At 59.8% G+C, this 17,072-nt stretch carries 15 protein-coding genes; 9 read left to right on the forward strand and 6 right to left on the reverse strand.

Going from position 1 to position 17,072, the window contains the following annotated elements; all coding sequences use genetic code 11:
* Positions 1 to 18: 18 nt before the first annotated feature.
* Entirely contained in the window at positions 19 to 552 is a 534-nt protein-coding gene (locus I6L47_RS19630; RefSeq protein WP_181269114.1) for a transcriptional regulator, read from the forward strand.
* A gap of 179 nt (positions 553 to 731) precedes the next feature.
* Here I6L47_RS19630 and I6L47_RS19635 read toward each other — a convergent pair whose 3' ends face one another.
* Complete coding sequence (locus tag I6L47_RS19635; protein ID WP_216948149.1) at positions 732 to 1,760, reverse strand: NAD(P)H-quinone oxidoreductase; 1,029 nt, start codon at positions 1,758 to 1,760, stop codon at positions 732 to 734.
* 134 nt (positions 1,761 to 1,894) lie between these two features.
* Between I6L47_RS19635 and I6L47_RS19640 the strand changes: the two genes are divergently transcribed.
* From I6L47_RS19640 to I6L47_RS19650, 4 genes are all read left to right on the forward strand, one after another.
* A complete protein-coding gene (locus I6L47_RS19640) occupies positions 1,895 to 2,767 on the forward strand; it encodes a LysR family transcriptional regulator (protein ID WP_144714732.1) in 873 nt (290 codons plus the stop codon).
* Positions 2,768 to 2,912: 145 nt separating this feature from the next.
* A complete protein-coding gene (locus I6L47_RS22560) occupies positions 2,913 to 3,398 on the forward strand; it encodes a hypothetical protein (protein ID WP_254204774.1) in 486 nt (161 codons plus the stop codon).
* Positions 3,398 to 3,775, forward strand: coding sequence for a hypothetical protein (locus tag I6L47_RS22565; protein WP_254204775.1), 378 nt, complete (start codon positions 3,398 to 3,400; stop codon positions 3,773 to 3,775). Before I6L47_RS22560 ends, I6L47_RS22565 begins: the two co-directional genes overlap by 1 nt.
* Positions 3,772 to 4,494 (forward strand): PA1136 family autoinducer-binding transcriptional regulator, encoded by a 723-nt coding sequence (locus I6L47_RS19650; protein ID WP_216948150.1) that lies wholly within the window; start codon positions 3,772 to 3,774, stop codon positions 4,492 to 4,494. The genes I6L47_RS22565 and I6L47_RS19650 overlap by 4 nt, the downstream gene beginning before the upstream one ends.
* A 72-nt stretch (positions 4,495 to 4,566) precedes the next feature.
* Here I6L47_RS19650 and I6L47_RS19655 read toward each other — a convergent pair whose 3' ends face one another.
* Positions 4,567 to 5,832, reverse strand: a complete 1,266-nt coding sequence (locus I6L47_RS19655) for a RidA family protein (RefSeq protein WP_216948151.1) — start codon at positions 5,830 to 5,832, stop codon at positions 4,567 to 4,569.
* Between the two features lie 1,168 nt (positions 5,833 to 7,000).
* Between I6L47_RS19655 and I6L47_RS19660 the strand changes: the two genes are divergently transcribed.
* Positions 7,001 to 7,873: a hypothetical protein gene (locus I6L47_RS19660; protein WP_005338512.1), complete on the forward strand. Its 873-nt coding sequence runs from the start codon at positions 7,001 to 7,003 to the stop codon at positions 7,871 to 7,873.
* Positions 7,874 to 7,895: 22 nt separating this feature from the next.
* Here I6L47_RS19660 and I6L47_RS19665 read toward each other — a convergent pair whose 3' ends face one another.
* Together I6L47_RS19665 and I6L47_RS19670 are read right to left on the reverse strand one after the other, a co-directional pair.
* Positions 7,896 to 9,017 carry an anhydro-N-acetylmuramic acid kinase gene (locus tag I6L47_RS19665; RefSeq protein ID WP_216948152.1) on the reverse strand — a complete coding sequence of 374 codons (1,122 nt, stop codon included), beginning with the start codon at positions 9,015 to 9,017 and terminating at the stop codon, positions 7,896 to 7,898.
* A gap of 313 nt (positions 9,018 to 9,330) precedes the next feature.
* A complete protein-coding gene (locus tag I6L47_RS19670; RefSeq protein ID WP_216948153.1) occupies positions 9,331 to 10,656 on the reverse strand; it encodes a peptidoglycan DD-metalloendopeptidase family protein in 1,326 nt (441 codons plus the stop codon).
* A gap of 109 nt (positions 10,657 to 10,765) precedes the next feature.
* Here I6L47_RS19670 and tyrS point away from each other — a divergent pair, with 109 nt between their 5' ends.
* Positions 10,766 to 11,965 carry a tyrosine--tRNA ligase gene (gene tyrS, locus I6L47_RS19675; RefSeq protein WP_005347884.1) on the forward strand — a complete coding sequence of 400 codons (1,200 nt, stop codon included), beginning with the start codon at positions 10,766 to 10,768 and terminating at the stop codon, positions 11,963 to 11,965.
* Positions 11,966 to 12,007: 42 nt separating this feature from the next.
* Here tyrS and I6L47_RS19680 read toward each other — a convergent pair whose 3' ends face one another.
* Positions 12,008 to 12,943: a LysR family transcriptional regulator gene (locus I6L47_RS19680; protein ID WP_194496529.1), complete on the reverse strand. Its 936-nt coding sequence runs from the start codon at positions 12,941 to 12,943 to the stop codon at positions 12,008 to 12,010.
* 108 nt (positions 12,944 to 13,051) lie between these two features.
* Between I6L47_RS19680 and budA the strand changes: the two genes are divergently transcribed.
* On the forward strand, positions 13,052 to 13,846 hold the full coding sequence (gene budA / locus I6L47_RS19685) for an acetolactate decarboxylase (RefSeq protein ID WP_005338506.1): 795 nt from the start codon (positions 13,052 to 13,054) through the stop codon (positions 13,844 to 13,846).
* 18 nt (positions 13,847 to 13,864) lie between these two features.
* A complete protein-coding gene (gene alsS / locus I6L47_RS19690; protein WP_042081073.1) occupies positions 13,865 to 15,535 on the forward strand; it encodes an acetolactate synthase AlsS in 1,671 nt (556 codons plus the stop codon).
* A 114-nt stretch (positions 15,536 to 15,649) separates the two neighbouring features.
* On the opposite strand, the gene I6L47_RS19695 is transcribed toward alsS, so the two are convergent.
* On the reverse strand, positions 15,650 to 17,062 hold the full coding sequence (locus tag I6L47_RS19695) for an MATE family efflux transporter (protein ID WP_216948154.1): 1,413 nt from the start codon (positions 17,060 to 17,062) through the stop codon (positions 15,650 to 15,652).
* Between the last annotated feature and the right edge of the window lie 10 nt (positions 17,063 to 17,072).

Raw genomic sequence — 17,072 nt, forward strand, 5'->3', positions numbered from 1 at the left:
TAATACCAGGGGCGTTTTATGCAGGCAGAAACAGAAATCATTGAACTATCTGAATTTCTGTTGGAGTTCAATAAAGAGAGTGACCGAGGGGCTGTGCTTAATGCAGCCGCAGTGTTAGATGACTGGCTAAAAAATATTCTTGAGTCATTTTTTGTTAAAAACAAATCAGGTAGTGAACTTGTGAGTGGTTTCAATGCACCACTTGGAACGTTTGCCGCTAAGGTAACTGCTGCTCATGCGCTCGGTCTTATTGAAGAAAGTGAGTATCATGAGATAACTATAATCCGTAAGATTAGAAATGAGTTCGGTCATAGTTGGAGGGGGGTTGATTTTTGTTCTGGTAAGGTACTAAATCTTGTGAGCCAGTTACCTTGGTGTGGCCCAGATGAGCTGGAATCAAATTCAACACCAAGAATGCGCTTTAATTTTTCTATAGCAATATTACTGTCAGATTTAATGTGGCGTTCAAGATTGGTTGAAAAAGAACGTAGAAAGATTAAGTCGTGGTCAAATAAGTCAAGAAAGTCTGTAGGTTCGATTAGCGAAGCGTAATCGGACGTTCGCGTTCTTTAAGACGATGCCATAAAAATAATATCCCTTCCTGTTACCAAAAAAGAGACCGGTATATGGCCGGTCTCTTTCTTATTTCAACAAACCTTACGCCTGCGGCGGGGTACTGTCCGCATTGGATATCACCGCATCCACCTCGACCAAGTCTGCTATGGGCCTTATCAATCTGACGATAACGGCGCCATGGTTAATACCAGCTTGCCGATATGACGGCCTGAATCCAGCAAATGGTGAGCGGCAGCGGCCTCATCCAGCGGGAAGGTCTGGTAAACCTGCGGTTTGATCTCGCCGTGTTCGATAAATGGCCAGACATGAGTTTGCAGTTGGGCAATCAGTTCGGCTTTTTCCTGAGGAGTACGCGAGCGCAGGGTAGAGCCGATATGGGTCAGCCGCTTTTGCAGCATGGGAAACAGATCCAGATTGGGGGCGGCGCCCGCAATAATGCCGATCTGGACTATGCGGCCATTGATGGCGGCCGCCGCATAGTTGCGCGCGACATACTCTCCGCCAATGATATCGAGAATGATGTCGGCGCCATGGCCATCGGTGGCTGCATGCACTGCCTCGACAAAATCCTCCTCCTTGTAGAGCACGGCCACATCCGCGCCCAGCTTGATGCTGGCGGCCTGCTGCTCGGGGGAGCCGACCGTGGTGATGATTTTGGCGGCGCCAAATGCCTTGGCCAGCATGGTGGCGGTCGTGCCGATGCCGGAGGCACCGCCATGGATCAAGATAATGTCCCCTTTTTTGAACTGACCCCGTTCAAACATATTTGACCAGACCGTCATAAAGGTTTCCGGCAGCGCCGCCGCTTCAACAAAGCTCAATCCGGGCGGCAGGGGCAGGACATTGCTCTGGTGGGCGACGCTGTACTCGGCATAGCCGCCACCCGAAATCAGCGCGGCGACCTTGTCGCCAATCTTGAGATGGGTCACCTGCTCCCCCTTGGCGACCACGACCCCGGCGACCTCCAGCCCGGGAATATCCGATGCCCCTGCCGGAGGCGGGTAGAGCCCTTTGCGCTGCATCACATCCGGCCCATTGATGCCGGACGCATAGTGCCGGATCAAGACCTCATCGGGTTTGGGCGCCGGTGTGGCGCGGGTGGTCAGTTGCAAGACATCGGGGCCACCTGGCTGGGTAATTTCTACTGCGCTCATGGTGGCGGGAATGGAATAGGCGTTATGCATCAGCGGCTCCTGTAACGAGGTGATATGAGGTTCCCCGGATGGGATGAGCACCAAGATAGTGGAGATTGCTGATGAATAAACGCAGTATTATCCCTCACCTGTAATGCAAAAATGCATTTCAATCGGGAGTCGTGATGAACTGGGATGATGCGAAAATTTTTCTGGCGTTGCATCGGGAAGGGAGCCTGAGGGGCGCCGCCCGTGTGGTCGGGGTCGATCAGGCCACCATTGGCAGACGGATTGCCGCACTGGAGCATCGTCTGGCGGCCACGCTGTTTCTCCGTACATCCAAGGGGTATGTGCTGACTAATGTCGGAGAGATAGTGCTGGCCAGCGCCCAGCAGATGGAGCTGGCTGCTATTGATTTCGTGCGGGCGGCGCAAGGGGTCGACAACCGCCTTGTCGGGGAGGTCAGTGTGGCGACCACAGACACCCTGGGGATGGATTTTTTGATACCGGCCCTGACCGAGCTGCATCAGCGTTATCCCGATATCAGGGTCATCCTCAATACCTCGACCCAGGTGGTCAATCTGTCCCTGCGGGAAGCGGATATCGCGATCCGGACGGTGAAGCCGGACAATCCCGACCTGATTATTCGCAAGCTGGCCTCCTGGCCGGTCGGGTTGTATGCCTCCGCCGACTATCTGGATCGTCATGGCATTCCCGAAGCGGGCACCGGTTTTGCGGGCCATTCGCTGGTGGTGTATGAGCCCCATTGGCAGAGCGCTCGCTCGCCAATGATGCTCGAAGAGGCGGCCGAGGGGGCCACGGTCGCCGCGGGGGTCAATACCAGCCTGATGCTGCGTCAGGCCCTGCTGATGGGGCTGGGGCTTGGCGAGGTGGCGGTTCCGCTCGCAGAGCAAGCCGGGTTGGTGCGGGTCTGGCCCGAGCGGCAATTAGAGCAATCCTACGATGTCTGGCTGGTGACCCATCAGGATGTGCAGCATGCCGCGCGGGTCAGAGCGGTCATGGATGCCATCGTCAGGGCATTTGCCGCGATGGCCTAAGTCTGGCGGGGATTCTGTTCAGGTTTTGTCGCAGCGTGGTCACACCTCTTGCCATAGTCATAGCGGTTGAGGGAAAACCCTCATTTACTTGGTCTCTGACAGTCAATACTGTGAGACCGAGTCCACCACTACTGGAGCCTGACCCATGACCGATATGCTTGTTGACGATAAACAACCGACCCCGGATCCGGCAGAGCAGAATGCCTTCTTCCCATCGCCCTACTCCCTGAGCCAGTTCACCTCGCGCAAATCTGACCTTGCCGGGGCCGACTATCCCGCTCCCTATCGGGAGGGGCGCTGGAAGATCCTGCTGATCGGTGCCGATGAGCGTTATCTGCCCACCGACAACGGCACCCTGTTTTCCACCGGTAACCATCCGGTCGAAACCCTGCTGCCCATGTATCACCTCGACAAGGCGGGCTTTGCCTTTGATGTGGCCACCCTCTCCGGCAATCCGGTCAAGTTCGAGTGGTGGGCCATGCCCGGTGAAGATGAAGAGGTGCTGGGGCTCTTTGCCAAATATCAGTCGCAGTTCCGCCAACCGGCCAAGCTGGCCGATCTGCTGAAAGAGGCGCTGGCGCCGACTCGGACTATATCGGCGTCTTTATTCCCGGCGGACACGGCGCCCTGATGGGGCTGCCGGAGAGTGCCGAGGTGAAAGCGCTGCTGGAGTGGGCGATGGCTAACGATCGCTTCATCATCTCCCTCTGTCACGGGCCGGCGGCGCTGCTGGCGGTGGCCAATCCAGAGACTTTCGCCGGCTACAAGATCTGCGCCTTCCCCGATGAGCTGGATGCCCAGACCCCGGCAATTGGCTATATGCCGGGCCACCTCACCTGGAAGTTTGGCGAGAAGCTCAAAGAGATTGGCTTTGAGATCGTCAACAACGGCATCTCGGGAGAGGTGTGCCGGGATCGCAATCTGCTGACCGGTGACAGCCCGCTGGCGGGCAATAACCTCGGCAAGCTGGCCGCCACCACCTTGCTGGAGGCGGTTGCCAAGCGATGAAGTTGTCGTCCTCGCCAGCCAGTGCGCTGCAGGTTGCGGTGGCGCTGGAAGGGTGTCAGCGGCTGGAGGAGATCCAGCAACTGGTGCGCGCCTTTGCCATCCCGCTGGGGTATCACCGCTTTGCGCTCTTCTCCATCAGCGCCAGCGAGGAGGGGGTGGTCGAGCACCTCTACTGGCTGGAGGGTGAGTGGCTGGAGAGCGGCGAGGCGGTCGACCTGCATGCTTATATGCGCGAGTGCCCGATGGCGATGCATATCAGGGAGCGAGACCAGCCCTTCTTCTGGAGCAAAACGGTTGGTGCCGTTGGCGAGCAGTACCGTATCGTTCGCCATCCTGAGGGGCCGGGCCGACATGGCTTGCAGGTACCCGTCTATGGGCCGTTGGGACTGGAAGGGGCGATGAGCTTTGGCGGCGATCAGATCGATGCCTGTGCCCACACTCGGGTTGGCCTTGCGCTGATCGCGGTGGCGGCTTTTCATGCTGCCCGTCGGTTGATGGAGATGCCGGTAGCGGGTCACGAGCGTGGCCTCACTGGGCGCGAGCGCGAAGTGCTGGAGTGGGTCTCCCGGGGTTGGCGCCATGCCGATATCGCCACCACCCTGAAACTCTCGGTGCGCACGGTCGAGAACCATCTGCGCAGTGCCCGCCGTCGACTCGGTGTAGCCACCACGGCAGAGGCGGTCAGAGTGGCGATCAGGAACCGCGATATCGAGGGCTGAGGGGCCATCCCTTTGTCTAGCATGTAAAAAGAGACCGGCCATCAGCCGGTCTCTTTTTTATTTCCCGCAACATTACACCTGCGGCGGGGTGCTTTCCGCATTGGACATTACCGCATCAATTTGCACCAGGACGCCAGCGGGCAGCTCGCTCACGCCAATCACGGTGCGGGCAGGCAGATAACCCGGGAAGTATTTGGTGTAGACGGCGTTGACCGCATCCAGATCCGCGATATTGGCGAGCTGGATATTGACCTTGACGATATCGTCCATTACATGGCCGATGCTCTCCACAATTGCCTTGATATTGCTCAGGCACTGGGCGGTCTGCTCCTTGATGCAGCCAGCCAGGATCTTGCCGGTTGCGGGGTCAATCGGCAGTTGGGCAGAGAGATGGTTGTAGTGGGAGAAGGCGACGGTCTGGGTGTGCAAGGGGCTGCGCGGTGCCTTGTCGGTATTGCGGGCACGGATCACCAGATTGTGACGGTCTTCCACCAGTTGTGGCGGGGTGCCGTCACCGTGGGAGATGACAGCATCCATCTGCACCCGTGCCCCCATGGGCAGGGCGGCGGCACTGACCACAGAGCGGGCGGGCAGATAGGCGACGGCGCGGGCGATGGCGGAGTCGGGGAAGAAGGTGGTGTAGACCTCGTTGACGGCCTCCAGATCGGCCAGATCGGTCAGATAGACGGTGACCTTGACGATATCGTCAAACGGCACGTCGATGCTCTCCAGCACCGCCTTGATATTGCGCAGGCACTGGCCCGCCTGCTCCTTGATGCCACCGGCAACCAGCTGGCCAGAGGCTGCATCGACCGGCAGCTGGGCGCCGATATTGTTGTAGTGGGAGAAGGCCACGGTATGGGTGGAGAGCGGATTGTGCGGCGCCTTGTCGCTATTGCGGGCCAGTTTAACCAGCGGGCAAGGATCTTGTGGGAAGGTACCTTCGCCGTTGGAGATGATGGCATCGATCTGCACCAGTGCGCCCAGCGGCAGGGCGGCGACGGCGAGGGTGGTGCGGGTCGGCAGATAGCCCGGGAAGAATTCGCGATAGACGGCGTTGACCGCCTCCAGATCGGCCATCTCTTTGAGGAAGATGGTCGCTTTGACCATATCGTCCATCACATGGCCGATGCTCTCGATGATCGCCTTGAGGTTGCTCAGGCACTGTCTGGCCTGCGCGGTGACATCGCCGCTCACCATCTTGCCGGTGGCGGGATCGACCGGCAGCTGGGCCGAGATATTGTTGTAATGAGAAAACGCCACCGTTTGGGTGCAGGGGTCCAGATCCTGGGGTGCATGGGGGGTATTTCTTGCCGACTTGATGATGGTGCCACTCATAGATATGCCTCTTTTTAATATTTGTTGTTCATTCAGGTACAGGTTTACCCCATCTTGTTGTGCGCCACGGCCATTGCGCCAGCGGCGGCATCCCCGGTTATTATTTGTGATCCACTCAATTACTGAGAGGAATAAGGGAGAAGAGGACAGGGTAGATATTTCAGACGCTGCGATTCTATGAGTGGCTATCAGGGGTTGCAAACCGCTGATTGCATTTCTATGAGATGGCTCAATGGGCGCAAATTTAATCATATTGCTATTCAATTCACCCTAAATCGCAGCCAATTCGTGCGCAAATGGTGCCGAACCGGCGGACAGCCTTGCCCTGACTGGGTTTGCTCTTTCCCTCTTCGGGATATTGGCATGTGAATAAAGGGTTAATATTATGCGCCGATGTGCAAATAATGCATATTATGGTGCATGGATATCTGTTTTCAGCTCTTTTAAGGGGCTATGAAAATTCCCGTTAATATGCATATCCACCTTATTAAAGATACCTCTGGAATATAATTCACGGCTTTTGCATTCCTCTCTGTTAATGATTATTCCGGCATGCTCGGTGACGCCTTGCTGGCAGCCGGGATCTGTTATTAGCGCCATAAAAATCTATGCCATGAATTTGCACGGCGGATCTGCTCCTGCTGCACAGGAGTGGGGGGCATGGCGTTGGCGTTGGCGTGACGGTGTGCGGGAGCTGTGGTGCTGGATGAGAGGTGGCGTTGGATGAGGGGCTGTGGTGGCAATCCGCTTCTCTTCACTCCTGTTGCATCACCCGATGGGTGGGGTTGCCCCGCGTCGTCGCTTTTTCCACTTTTTGCGAGTTTGTCCGATCTCCCTCTTATCTGTGGCTGGTTGTGATGATTGGGATGGTTTTCAGGGCTCGGGAACAGCTCAGGTGATTTCGCAGGAATAAAGTTCAATGTTCTGTTTTTAAAGGGAAATTCGTAAAAAAATGGATTTATCGACCGCTTTTTATGGTTTCTTGATGAAACTGTTAATTAGTGGCGTGATTGCGAGTCAGGTCGCTTTTTTCACTCGCTATTAATCGTATGATTAATAAGGTAATCAAGGAGCCCTGACGGAGAGCATCGATGCACCGGCAGGCCATTGCCCAGGATTGGCAAACGAGATCGCGTCGCGATCATCATTACCTGACTGTGGAGGATTTATGCTGGGTTTCGTTCTGGGCGATATGTATTGTCAAACATCTGGGCAGCGGTTACCTCCTCGCCTGGGAAAGAGCTTTCCCATTCCTGCCGATTACCGACTGCGCGGCCGGGTATCCGCCGCCATCATGACCATCGAGAGCCTGCTCGATACCCCTTATCCGCAAAAGCAGTTTCGTGATCTGGTCTTTGGCGCCTTTATCGAGCGCCAGCGTCGGCTGTTTGGCGAACATGTGATTGTGGCCCGCATGGAAGGGGAGGAGGGGCTGGAGCTGTCGATTGATCTCTCGTTTGTCAGCACCGCCGTACCTGTGGGCCTCTTGGCTATCTCTGAAGAGCTGGCCCTCGCTACGGCGCCGCGTCCCAAGAAGAGCCATCCCCACTACGAGGCGCTGTGCAAGGCGATCGACTGCATGGTGATGCTGATGTTTTATGGCAAGGTGATCCGCCAGCGTAATACGGTGTTGGAAAATATCGGCCATCAGTTTGGTTATCAGCCCGCGGCGACCCTGACGGCGCGTGTTGGCAAGGGTGGGGAGGATGATTACGACGCCTTCATGGTCAATATCATGACCTGTATTGCTCACTCCAATTCGCTCAAGGAGGCGCTGGAGAACGCCAGCCGGATGGGAATTCAGGAGCCCGCTTTCTTCTGCATCGTCGGGGCGATTGCCAGCACCCTGTGGGGCGTGCCCAGACAGTGGGCGTATCAGGCTTCACAGCTGATCCATCGCTCCCACCATCACTACATCCAGAATCTGCTTCGCTGTGAAACCCGTGCCGGGCGGCGCCATATCAATCTGGAGCCGCCAAAGCCCCCGCTGTTTGCACCGATCCGGCAACAGGTTGTGCGTCTGTTCAAGGGGGCACACTGATCCGCCGCCCCCTTGTCATCACTCAGGCGGGATAAAGTGCCCCCAGCACAGCCGAACGGCTGGCGCCGGTGACGGCGGGCAGGTTGCCCGGCTTGCGGTGAACAAAGCACATGGCCAGCCAGGCAAAGGCAGCGCCTTCCACCCAGTCGGGGGCAAGGCCCAGCTCGGCGGTGCTGGCGATGCGCCATGCAGGCAGCAGGCTGGCCAGCTCCTTCAGCAAGGGGGCGTTATGGGCTCCGCCGCCGCAGACAAACAGCTCGGCTTTCGGCTGGCTGGCACCGACTGATTCGGGCCGGGCGGGCAGTTGGCGGGCGATGCTGTGGCAGGTGAGCGCCTGCAGGGTGCGCTGCACATCCACGGGGGCGTATGAAGTGTCTGCCAGCTCCCCATCGAGCCAATCGAGGGTAAACATCTCCCGTCCGGTGCTCTTGGGGGCGGGTGCGGCGAAGTAGGGGTGAGCCAGCAGTTTTTCCAGCAGGGCCGGGATGGGCTTGCCGCTGGCGGCCCATTTGCCACCGGCGTCATAGCTGCCGCCGTGGGGCTGATGGCGGCGATACCAGCCATCGAGCAGGGTGTTGGCCGGGCCGGTATCAAAACCATATACCCCGCCTGGATTGCCCGGCAGCACCGAGATATTGGCGATGCCGCCGAGGTTCAGTACCACTCGCAGGGCGCCGGGCTTGGCAAACAGCGCCTGATGGAAGGCGGGCACCAGCGGCGCCCCCTGACCGCCGAGGGCCATATCCATGGTGCGAAAATCGGCGATAACGTCGATGCCGGTCAAGGCGGCCAGCAGGGCGGCGTTGCCGATCTGCAGGGTAAAGCCAAGCTGGGGGCGATGGCGGATGGTCTGGCCGTGGCTGCCGATGGCGCGAATATCTTTGGGCTCAAGCTTCGCCTTGGCCAGCAGCGCGTGGGTGGCGGCGGCAAACTCTCGCGCCACCAGATTATCGGCCACCCCCATGCGGTCGATTTCGTTGTCGCTCGGGGTGCAGAGTGCATGCAGCGTGCGGGCGGTCTCTTGCGGCCAGGGGTGACAAAGCGCCGCTTCGACCCGCAGTTCATCCCCGGCGATCATCACCAGCACGGCATCAATGCCGTCCATGCTGGTTCCCGACATCAGACCGATATAGCGCTCAGCCATGGTGTCTCCTTACATTGCTGTTCGAAAATACGGTGTGCAGAGAGAGTGAAGAGGGGAACGGCTTTCATCCCATGCCACATGGCGTGATCTTTGACAACAGACCGATATAACGCTCAACCATGTTGCATCCTCAATGCGGACCGGAAAAAGAGTGAGAGAGACAGGATAGATAAGCCCTTGCTTCCGTGCCACATGCCGCTCCCGGTGTTCCATCTCATCTTATGTCCGAAAGTGGACTCATTTCAATCTGGTTCCCTGGCGCGGGTTCAATAAAAGGGGCTGGCAGGGCCTTCACCCTGCCAGCCCTGATGGCTTAGTTGCCGCGACTATCCCGCTTGTTCTGGGCCAACTGCAGCTCGGGGTTGTCGAGCTTGGCCAGTTGCGGCATCGCCAGCTTTTTGAAGTTGGCCAGCTCGCGTCCGCTCAGGGTCTCTGCCTGCGGCAGGGTGAGGGTGCGCGGGTTCTTGTGAATGCCGCCCACCACGAATTCGTAGTGCAGGTGCGGGCCGGTGACGCGGCCGGTGCCACCCAGAGTGCCGATGGTCTGCCCCTGCTTCACCCGCTGCCCCTTGTTGACGGTGCGCTTGGAGAGGTGCAGGTACTTGGTCACATAGTTGCCGGCATGCTTGATAAAGACGTAGTTGCCGTTGAACTGGTTGTAACCGGCGGCCACTACGCTGCCGGAGCCCGCCGCCATGATGGGGGTGCCCACCGGCGCCACATAGTCGATGCCGTTATGGGGGCGGATCTTGCCGGTCACAGGATGGAGGCGGCGCGGGTTGAAGTTGGAGCTGATGTATTTGAAGTTAACCGGCGCGCGCAGGAAGCTCTTGCGCATCGCTTTGCCTTCCGGGGTGTAGTAGTTGCCATCTTCATTGAGCACGGCGCGGTAGGCAGTGCCCTGGTTGACGAACTCCGCCGCCAGAATATCGCCGGAGGCGACCCGCTCGTCGTCGCGGAACTTGTCTTCATAGACCACCCGGAAGCTGTCGCCCGGTTGCAAATCCTGGGCAAAGTCGATATCCCAGCCGAAGATTGCGGCCAAGTCCATGATCTGATCTTCGGTCATTCCCGCATCCACCGCGGCGCCCCAGAAGCTGGAGCGGATCTCGCCTTTACTCACCTGTTCGCGGGTGTCGAGGGCGATCTTGACGTTGCGGGCGACAAAGGTCTCCTCCTTGCGGCTCACCTTGAGCGCCTGCTCCAGACTGTGGGGGTAATAGAGGCTGTGCAGCTCGCCGTTCTCGGTGAGCTTGAAGGTGAGCTCCTGCCCAGGTTGCAGCATCCGCAGGGGATCGCTGCCCTCGAGCTGATCGATCAGGTGCAGATCCGTGGTGCTCAGGCCAATGCGCTGGAAGATCACCCCCATGTTGTCGCCACGGCGCACCTTCACCTGCTTGGTGATATAGCGCGGCTTGGGCGGGGTGACAGGCTGGGCCGCTTCTGCCTTCAACTCGTCGTTCAGCGGGTTGTCGTTCGCCGGTTCCCGCAGGGCAATCTCGTTGCCGTTTTCATCGACCCGTGTTGCCACTGCCTGTTCGCTTGGCCAGGCAGCCAGCATCATGATCATGATGCTCAAGATCAGCACCATCTTGCGGTGCCAGTGGGGGAGTGCGTTGAAGGCGTGCCAAATAACCATGAGAAGCAGATGAAGTCGGGCAGAATGGACGGATTTTACAGCCTTTCCAATTGGCCCGCCATTCCAGTAATATGTTTGGCCCTGTGGAATCGTGATGGAGAGTCAAAAAATGTCCCAGCTCGAGGTGGCGCTAGCCGAGATCAAGCGCGGAGCGGAAGAAATTCTGGTTGAAGAAGAACTTGTCGCCAAGTTGAAGGAAGGGCGCCCGCTGCGCATCAAGTTGGGCATGGACCCGACCGCCCCCGACATTCACCTGGGTCATACCGTGATCCTCAACAAGCTGAAGACCTTCCAGGATCTGGGCCATGAAGTGATCCTGCTGATCGGTGACTTCACTGCCATGGTGGGTGACCCCTCCGGCAAGAACGCTACCCGTCCGCCGCTCTCCGAAGAGGCTATCAAGCATAACGCCCTCACCTATGCCGAGCAGGCGTTCAAGATCCTCGACCCCGCCAAGACCCGCATCGAGTACAACTCGACCTGGCTAAGCGAGCTGGGTGCGACCGGCATGATCAAGCTGGCGGCCAAGCAGACCGTGGCCCGCATGATGGAGCGTGACGACTTCAAAAAGCGCTACACCGGCGGCCAATCCATCGCGATTCACGAATTCCTCTATCCGCTGCTGCAAGGCTATGACTCGGTCGCGCTGAAGGCGGACGTTGAGCTGGGCGGTACCGACCAGAAGTTCAACCTGCTGATGGGCCGCGAGCTGCAAAAAGATGCCGGCATGGCGACCCAGTGCGTGCTGATGATGCCGCTGCTGGTGGGTCTGGATGGCGTCAAGAAGATGTCCAAGTCCGCAGGCAACTACATCGGCGTCCACGACGCCCCGGGTGAGATGTTCGGCAAGATCATGTCCATCACCGACGATCTGATGTGGAACTACTACGAGCTGCTCTCCTTCCGTCCGCTGGCTGAAATTGAAGAGTTCAAGGCAGGTATCGCGGCCGGTACCCTCAACCCGCGCGATGTGAAGATCTGGCTGGCCAAAGAGATCATCGCCCGTTATCACGACGAAGCGGCGGCCGAAGCGGCCCACGAAGATTTCACCCAGCGTTTCTCCAAGAACGCCATTCCGGACGAGATGCCGGAAATCGAGCTGGCACTGGAAGGTGAAGGTCTGGCCATCGCTAACCTGCTGAAAGAGGCCGATCTGGTGGCCACCACCTCCGAAGCGCTGCGGATGATCAAGCAGGGCGCGGTCAAGGTGGATGGCGAGAAGCTGGAAGATGGCAAGGCACTCATCGGTGCTGGTACCGCCGTCTATCAGGTCGGCAAGCGCAAGTTTGCCCGGGTGACTGTCAAATAAGCAGTACTGTTAAGTAAACCGTAGCGCCATGCGAGCCGGTCATCAGGCCGGCTCACCCTTGGTTAACAGGGCCTCCTTCGGGAGGCCTTGTCGTATCTGGGCGGCACGGATCTGGGCGATAAAGTGCCGCAGCACGGCACTGCTTGGGTGTGGCCGTGTCGCCAGACTGATGCTGGTCATCATGCCGTTGCCCTCAATGGGGTGATAACTGACCCCGAGCGGACGCAACGCCGCCACCGAGCTGGGCACCAGAGTCACGCCAAAGCCCGCCTGCACCATGCCGACGGTGGAGATCACCTGTGGGCATTCGGGCCCCAGTATCGGCTCGAACCCCGCCTCCCGACAGAGGCCCACGATGCCGTCATAGAGCCCGGGCCCGATGGCGTGGGGAAACAGAATAAAACTCTCGTCCTTCAGGCTGGCCAGTGGCAAGGGGCCCGGCTTGGCCTTGGGATGGCTGGTCGGCAGGGCGATCAGCAGCGGCTCCTGCTCGATAAGGTGATGGGCAAAGCCCTCGCTACCCCGGCAGGGGAGCCGCAAGATGGCGGCATCCAGCCGATCGTTGCGCAGCGCCTCCACCAGTGCCGGCATGGTGCCCTCCTGCGGGCTGAGGGCCACCTCGGGGTAGCGCTCCCGATAGTCGTGCAGCAGGGTCAGCACCGCGGGGTGGAGCACGGTGGAACCGGCAAAGCCGATCCGCAGTGCCCCCTGCTCGCCCCGGGCAATCCGCTTTACCTTCAGTTTTGCCGCATCGGCCAGCGCCAGGATCTGCGCCGCATCCCGATAGAGGCTCTCGCCCGCCTCGGTCAGCTCGACACTGCGGGTCAAACGGCGCAGTAGCGGGGTGCCCAGGGTCTCTTCCAGCTTGCGGATCTGCTGGCTCAGCGGCGGCTGGGCCATGTTGAGTGATTCGGCTGCGCGGGTGAAATTCTGCTTTTCAACAACGGCCATGAAGTAGCGGAGCGTACGAAGTTCCATATCGATTGAGTCTCAAAGTCATGGGATCAGCGTATTGGTGTTGAAATGTGAACCAAGTCACCATTGGATCCGAACGCTAACAGGATTCACGGTGGAGGTGAAACCCGAATGGAACATATTGCAACATCTGACAGTGCCGGGTGCAGCTGTGCCCTCGAAGTGAGCCAGCAGTTTTCCCGCTGGCGCAGGCAGCATGACGGTGGCGAGATCTACCAGAGTTCCCTGATGAGCGCCCTGCTGGCGGGGGTCTACGAAGGGGAGACCACCATGAGCGAGCTGCTGCGCCACGGCGACTTTGGCCTCGGCACCTTCAATCACCTCGATGGCGAGCTGATCGCCTTCGAGCGCCAGATCCACCAGTTGCGCTCCGATGGCTCGGCCCGGCCCGCCCGCGCCGATCAGAAGACACCCTTCGCGGTGATGACCCATTTTCGTCCCTGTCTGGAGCGTCGCTTCGATCACCCCCTGAGCCGTGACGAGATCCACCAGTGGGTGGATCGGCTGGTGGGCTCCGACAACGTCTTCGTCGCCCTGCGCCTCGACGGCCAGTTTGAGACGGCCAAGGTACGAACCGTGCCGCGTCAGGAGCCCCCTTATCGCCCCATGCTGGAAGCCATCGAACAGCAGCCGCTGTTCCGTTTTGCCGCGGTGGCGGGAACCCTGGTGGGCTTTCGCTGCCCGCCGTTCGTGCAGGGGGTCAATGTGGCGGGCTTTCACGAGCACATGATCACCGCCGATCGCAAGGGGGGCGGTCATCTGCTCGACTACACCATGGCCCACGGCACCCTGCGACTTTCAGTGGTGCGTCACCTCAATCTGGCCCTGCCATCGGATCCCGCTTTCCGGCAGGCCGACCTCAACCCTGCCGATCTCGATCGCGCCATCCAGGCCGCCGAAGGCTGATAGACAAGGAGCAATATCATGGAAAACAGACAGTGGAAGTGCGGTGCCGAGCTGGTGGTTCGTCATCTGGAGGCGCAAGGGGTCAAGCAGGTGTTCGGGATCCCCGGCGCCAAGATTGACCGGGTGTTCGATGCGCTGGAGGACTCCCCCATCGAGACCATAGTGGTGCGCCACGAGGCGAACGCCGCCTTTATGGCGGCCGCCGTGGGGCGCCTCACCGGCAAGGCGGGGGTGGCGCTGGTCACTTCGGGCCCAGGTTGCTCCAACCTTATTACCGGGCTGGCGACGGCCACCTCGGAAGGGGACCCCATGGTGGCGCTGGGCGGTGCGGTGCGCCGTGCCGACGGCCTCAAACTCACTCATCAGAGCATGGATACGGTCAACCTCTGCCGTCCGGTCACCAAGTTCAGTGCTCAGGTCAACAGCGGGGCGGCAATTTCGGAAGTGATGGCCAACGCCTTTCGCGCTGCCGAACTGGGGCGGCCGGGGGCGGCGTTTGTCAGCCTGCCGATGGACATCATCAACAAGCCGGTGCAGGGCAATGTACTGGTGCCCCGTGAAGTGCCGGAGCCGGGCTGCGCCGACGAACAGAATATGGAGCAGGCATTGACCCTGCTGCGCAACGCCGAGAATCCGGTGGTGCTGCTCGGTCTGATGGCGAGCCGGCCGGAAAATGCCGAAGCGGTACGCGCCTTCCTCGACAAGGCGCGGCTGCCGGTGACCGGCACCTATCAGGCCGCCGGGGTGGTGGACAGCTGCCACTTCGATGACTTTGCCGGGCGGGTGGGGCTCTTTAACAACCAGCCGGGGGATCAGCTGCTGGCGGGGGCCGATCTGGTGATCTGCATCGGCTACAGCCCCATCGAGTACGACCCCGTGCTGTGGAATGGCGACCGGGAGCGGCGCATCCTCCATATCGACGTGCTGCCTGCCGATATCGACAGCAGCTACTGCCCGACCGCCGAGCTGGTGGGGTCGATCCGCGCCAACCTGTTGCAGCTGACCCGCATCATGGGCAATCCGAAAATCCGTCCCCCCGAGGTGGATCGGCTGCTGCAAGGTGTTCGCCAGCAGCGGCTGCGACTGGCGATGCGGGCCGACGATCTGCACGGCAATCCGGTTCACCCCTTGCGTATCGTGCGCGAGCTGCAGGATCTGGTGCGCGACGACATGACCCTCTGCGTCGACATGGGCAGCTTCCATATCTGGATTGCCCGCTACCTCTACAGCTTCCGCGCTCGTCAGGTGTTGATCTCCAATGGTCAGCAGACCATGGGGGTGGCACTGCCGTGGGCCATCGGCGCGGCGCTGGTACGGCCGGGTGAGAAGGTGATCTCGGTATCGGGGGATGGCAGCTTTATGCAGTCGAGCATGGAGCTGGAGACGGCGGTGCGCCTCAAAAGCAATATCGTTCACATCATCTGGGTCGATAACGGCTACAACATGGTTGCGATGCAGGAGCAGCAGAAGTATTGCCGCACCTCCGGCGTCTCTTTTGGCCCCATCGATTTCAAACGCTATGCCGAATCGTTCGGGGCGGCCGGGTTTGCGGTGCGTTCGGCCGACGAGCTGCGTGCCACCCTGCGGGCCGCGCTGGCGGTGGAGGGGCCTGCGGTGGTGGCCATTCCGGTGGATTACTCCGACAACCCGGGGCTGATGGCCCAGCTCAGGCCAGAAGTATTGGCATAGTGTGGGCAGCGGTGTTGGCCTGGCTTGTTGTGTAAGCGCAAGCAGACCCGCCCATATAGCAAAAACCGGCATCAATGGATGCCGGTTTTTTATTGTTTTGCGGGATGGGTGGCCTTAACGGGCCAGCTGGACAGCGGTGCGTGCGCGGGCCGGTTGTGGGCGCTGTTTGGCTTTTGGCGCGCAGGCCATCTTCAGGCGCAGCCACTCGCGCCACAGCAGCCAGCAGAGCGGCAGGGTGAGCAGCAGCACGGTCGCGGGCTGGGCCATCAGCACGCCATCACGACCCCACAGTTGCGGCAGCAGGAAGATGAGCGGCAGCAGCAACACGGTTTTGGCGATGGAGATGACCAGCGCCTGACGGGTACGCGCCATGGATTGCAGCAGCACGATGCCGAACATGATGATCCCCTCCAGCGGAATGGCGCCAAGGTTGAGGGTCAGGCTGCTGATGGCAGCGGCCAGCAGTTCGGGATCCTTGTCGCCGGTATAGAGCATGGCGACCTGTCCCGGCAGCAGTTGGATGGTGAGCCACACCAGCATGCCGTAGATAAAAGTGAACTTGAGCCCCATCTCCATCAGGTACTTGAGGTTGCGATGGTGCTTGGCCCCCGCCGCCTTGCTGATGAGCGGCTGAATGCCGAAGGCGAGCCCCTGCAGAATGACGATAAAGACCGCTTCGGTGTAACCGGCCACGGTAAAACCCGCCAGATCCTTCACATTGCCGTACACCATCAGCTGGCTGTTGTGCAGCATCAGCAGCAGGCCGAGGTTGAACTGGGCAATCAGGCTCGGCAGACCGGTAAAGAGCAGGTGCGGCATGGCGGGGAGGTTGGGCACCAGATCCCGCCAGCTGAGGCGCAGCCGCGCCCAGGGGGTGAAGAAGTAGCCTAGGCCGATCAAGCTCACCGCACCCTCTGCCATCAGGGTGGCTTGCGCGGTACCGATCAGTCCCAGCCCCAGCCGACCCACCATGATGTAGTTGAGGATGATATTGAGCACGGCGCCGCTGCTCACCAACACCATGGCCAGTTTCGGGCGGCCATCGTTGCGCAGCAGATAGGGGACCGCCAGATTGCTGGCCAGCAACAGAGTGCCGCCGCCAATCCAGGTGAGGTAGTCACTCGCCTGTTTCCAGGTCTCGCTGCCCTGTTCAATCCCCAGTCCCAGCAGGATATCGGTGTGGGTGTAATAGAGAAGCACCGGCGCAACGCCCCCGAGTCCGGCCAGCAGCCAGAGGGCGTTGACCAGCGCCTGACGGGCCAGCTTGTCGTTTTTCGCCCCTTGCTGGAAGGAGATGGCGGTGGCCGCCCCCATGCTGATCATGGCGGCCAGGCCGATCAGCACCATGATGACCGGATAGACCAGGTTGATCCCGGCGAGGCCAGCGGCACCGACATAGTGGCCGACGAAGATGCCGTCGATGAGGTAGTAGGCCCCCGAGACCAGCATGGCAAGAATGGAGGGGAGGGCGTAAGCCCAGAAGCGACGGGTCATGGCCCGTTGCCGCAGTGTTAAATAGGCAGACATATCTGTTCTC

The organism is Aeromonas sp. FDAARGOS 1417, assembly GCF_019046985.1.
GTDB lineage: Bacteria > Pseudomonadota > Gammaproteobacteria > Enterobacterales > Aeromonadaceae > Aeromonas > Aeromonas veronii.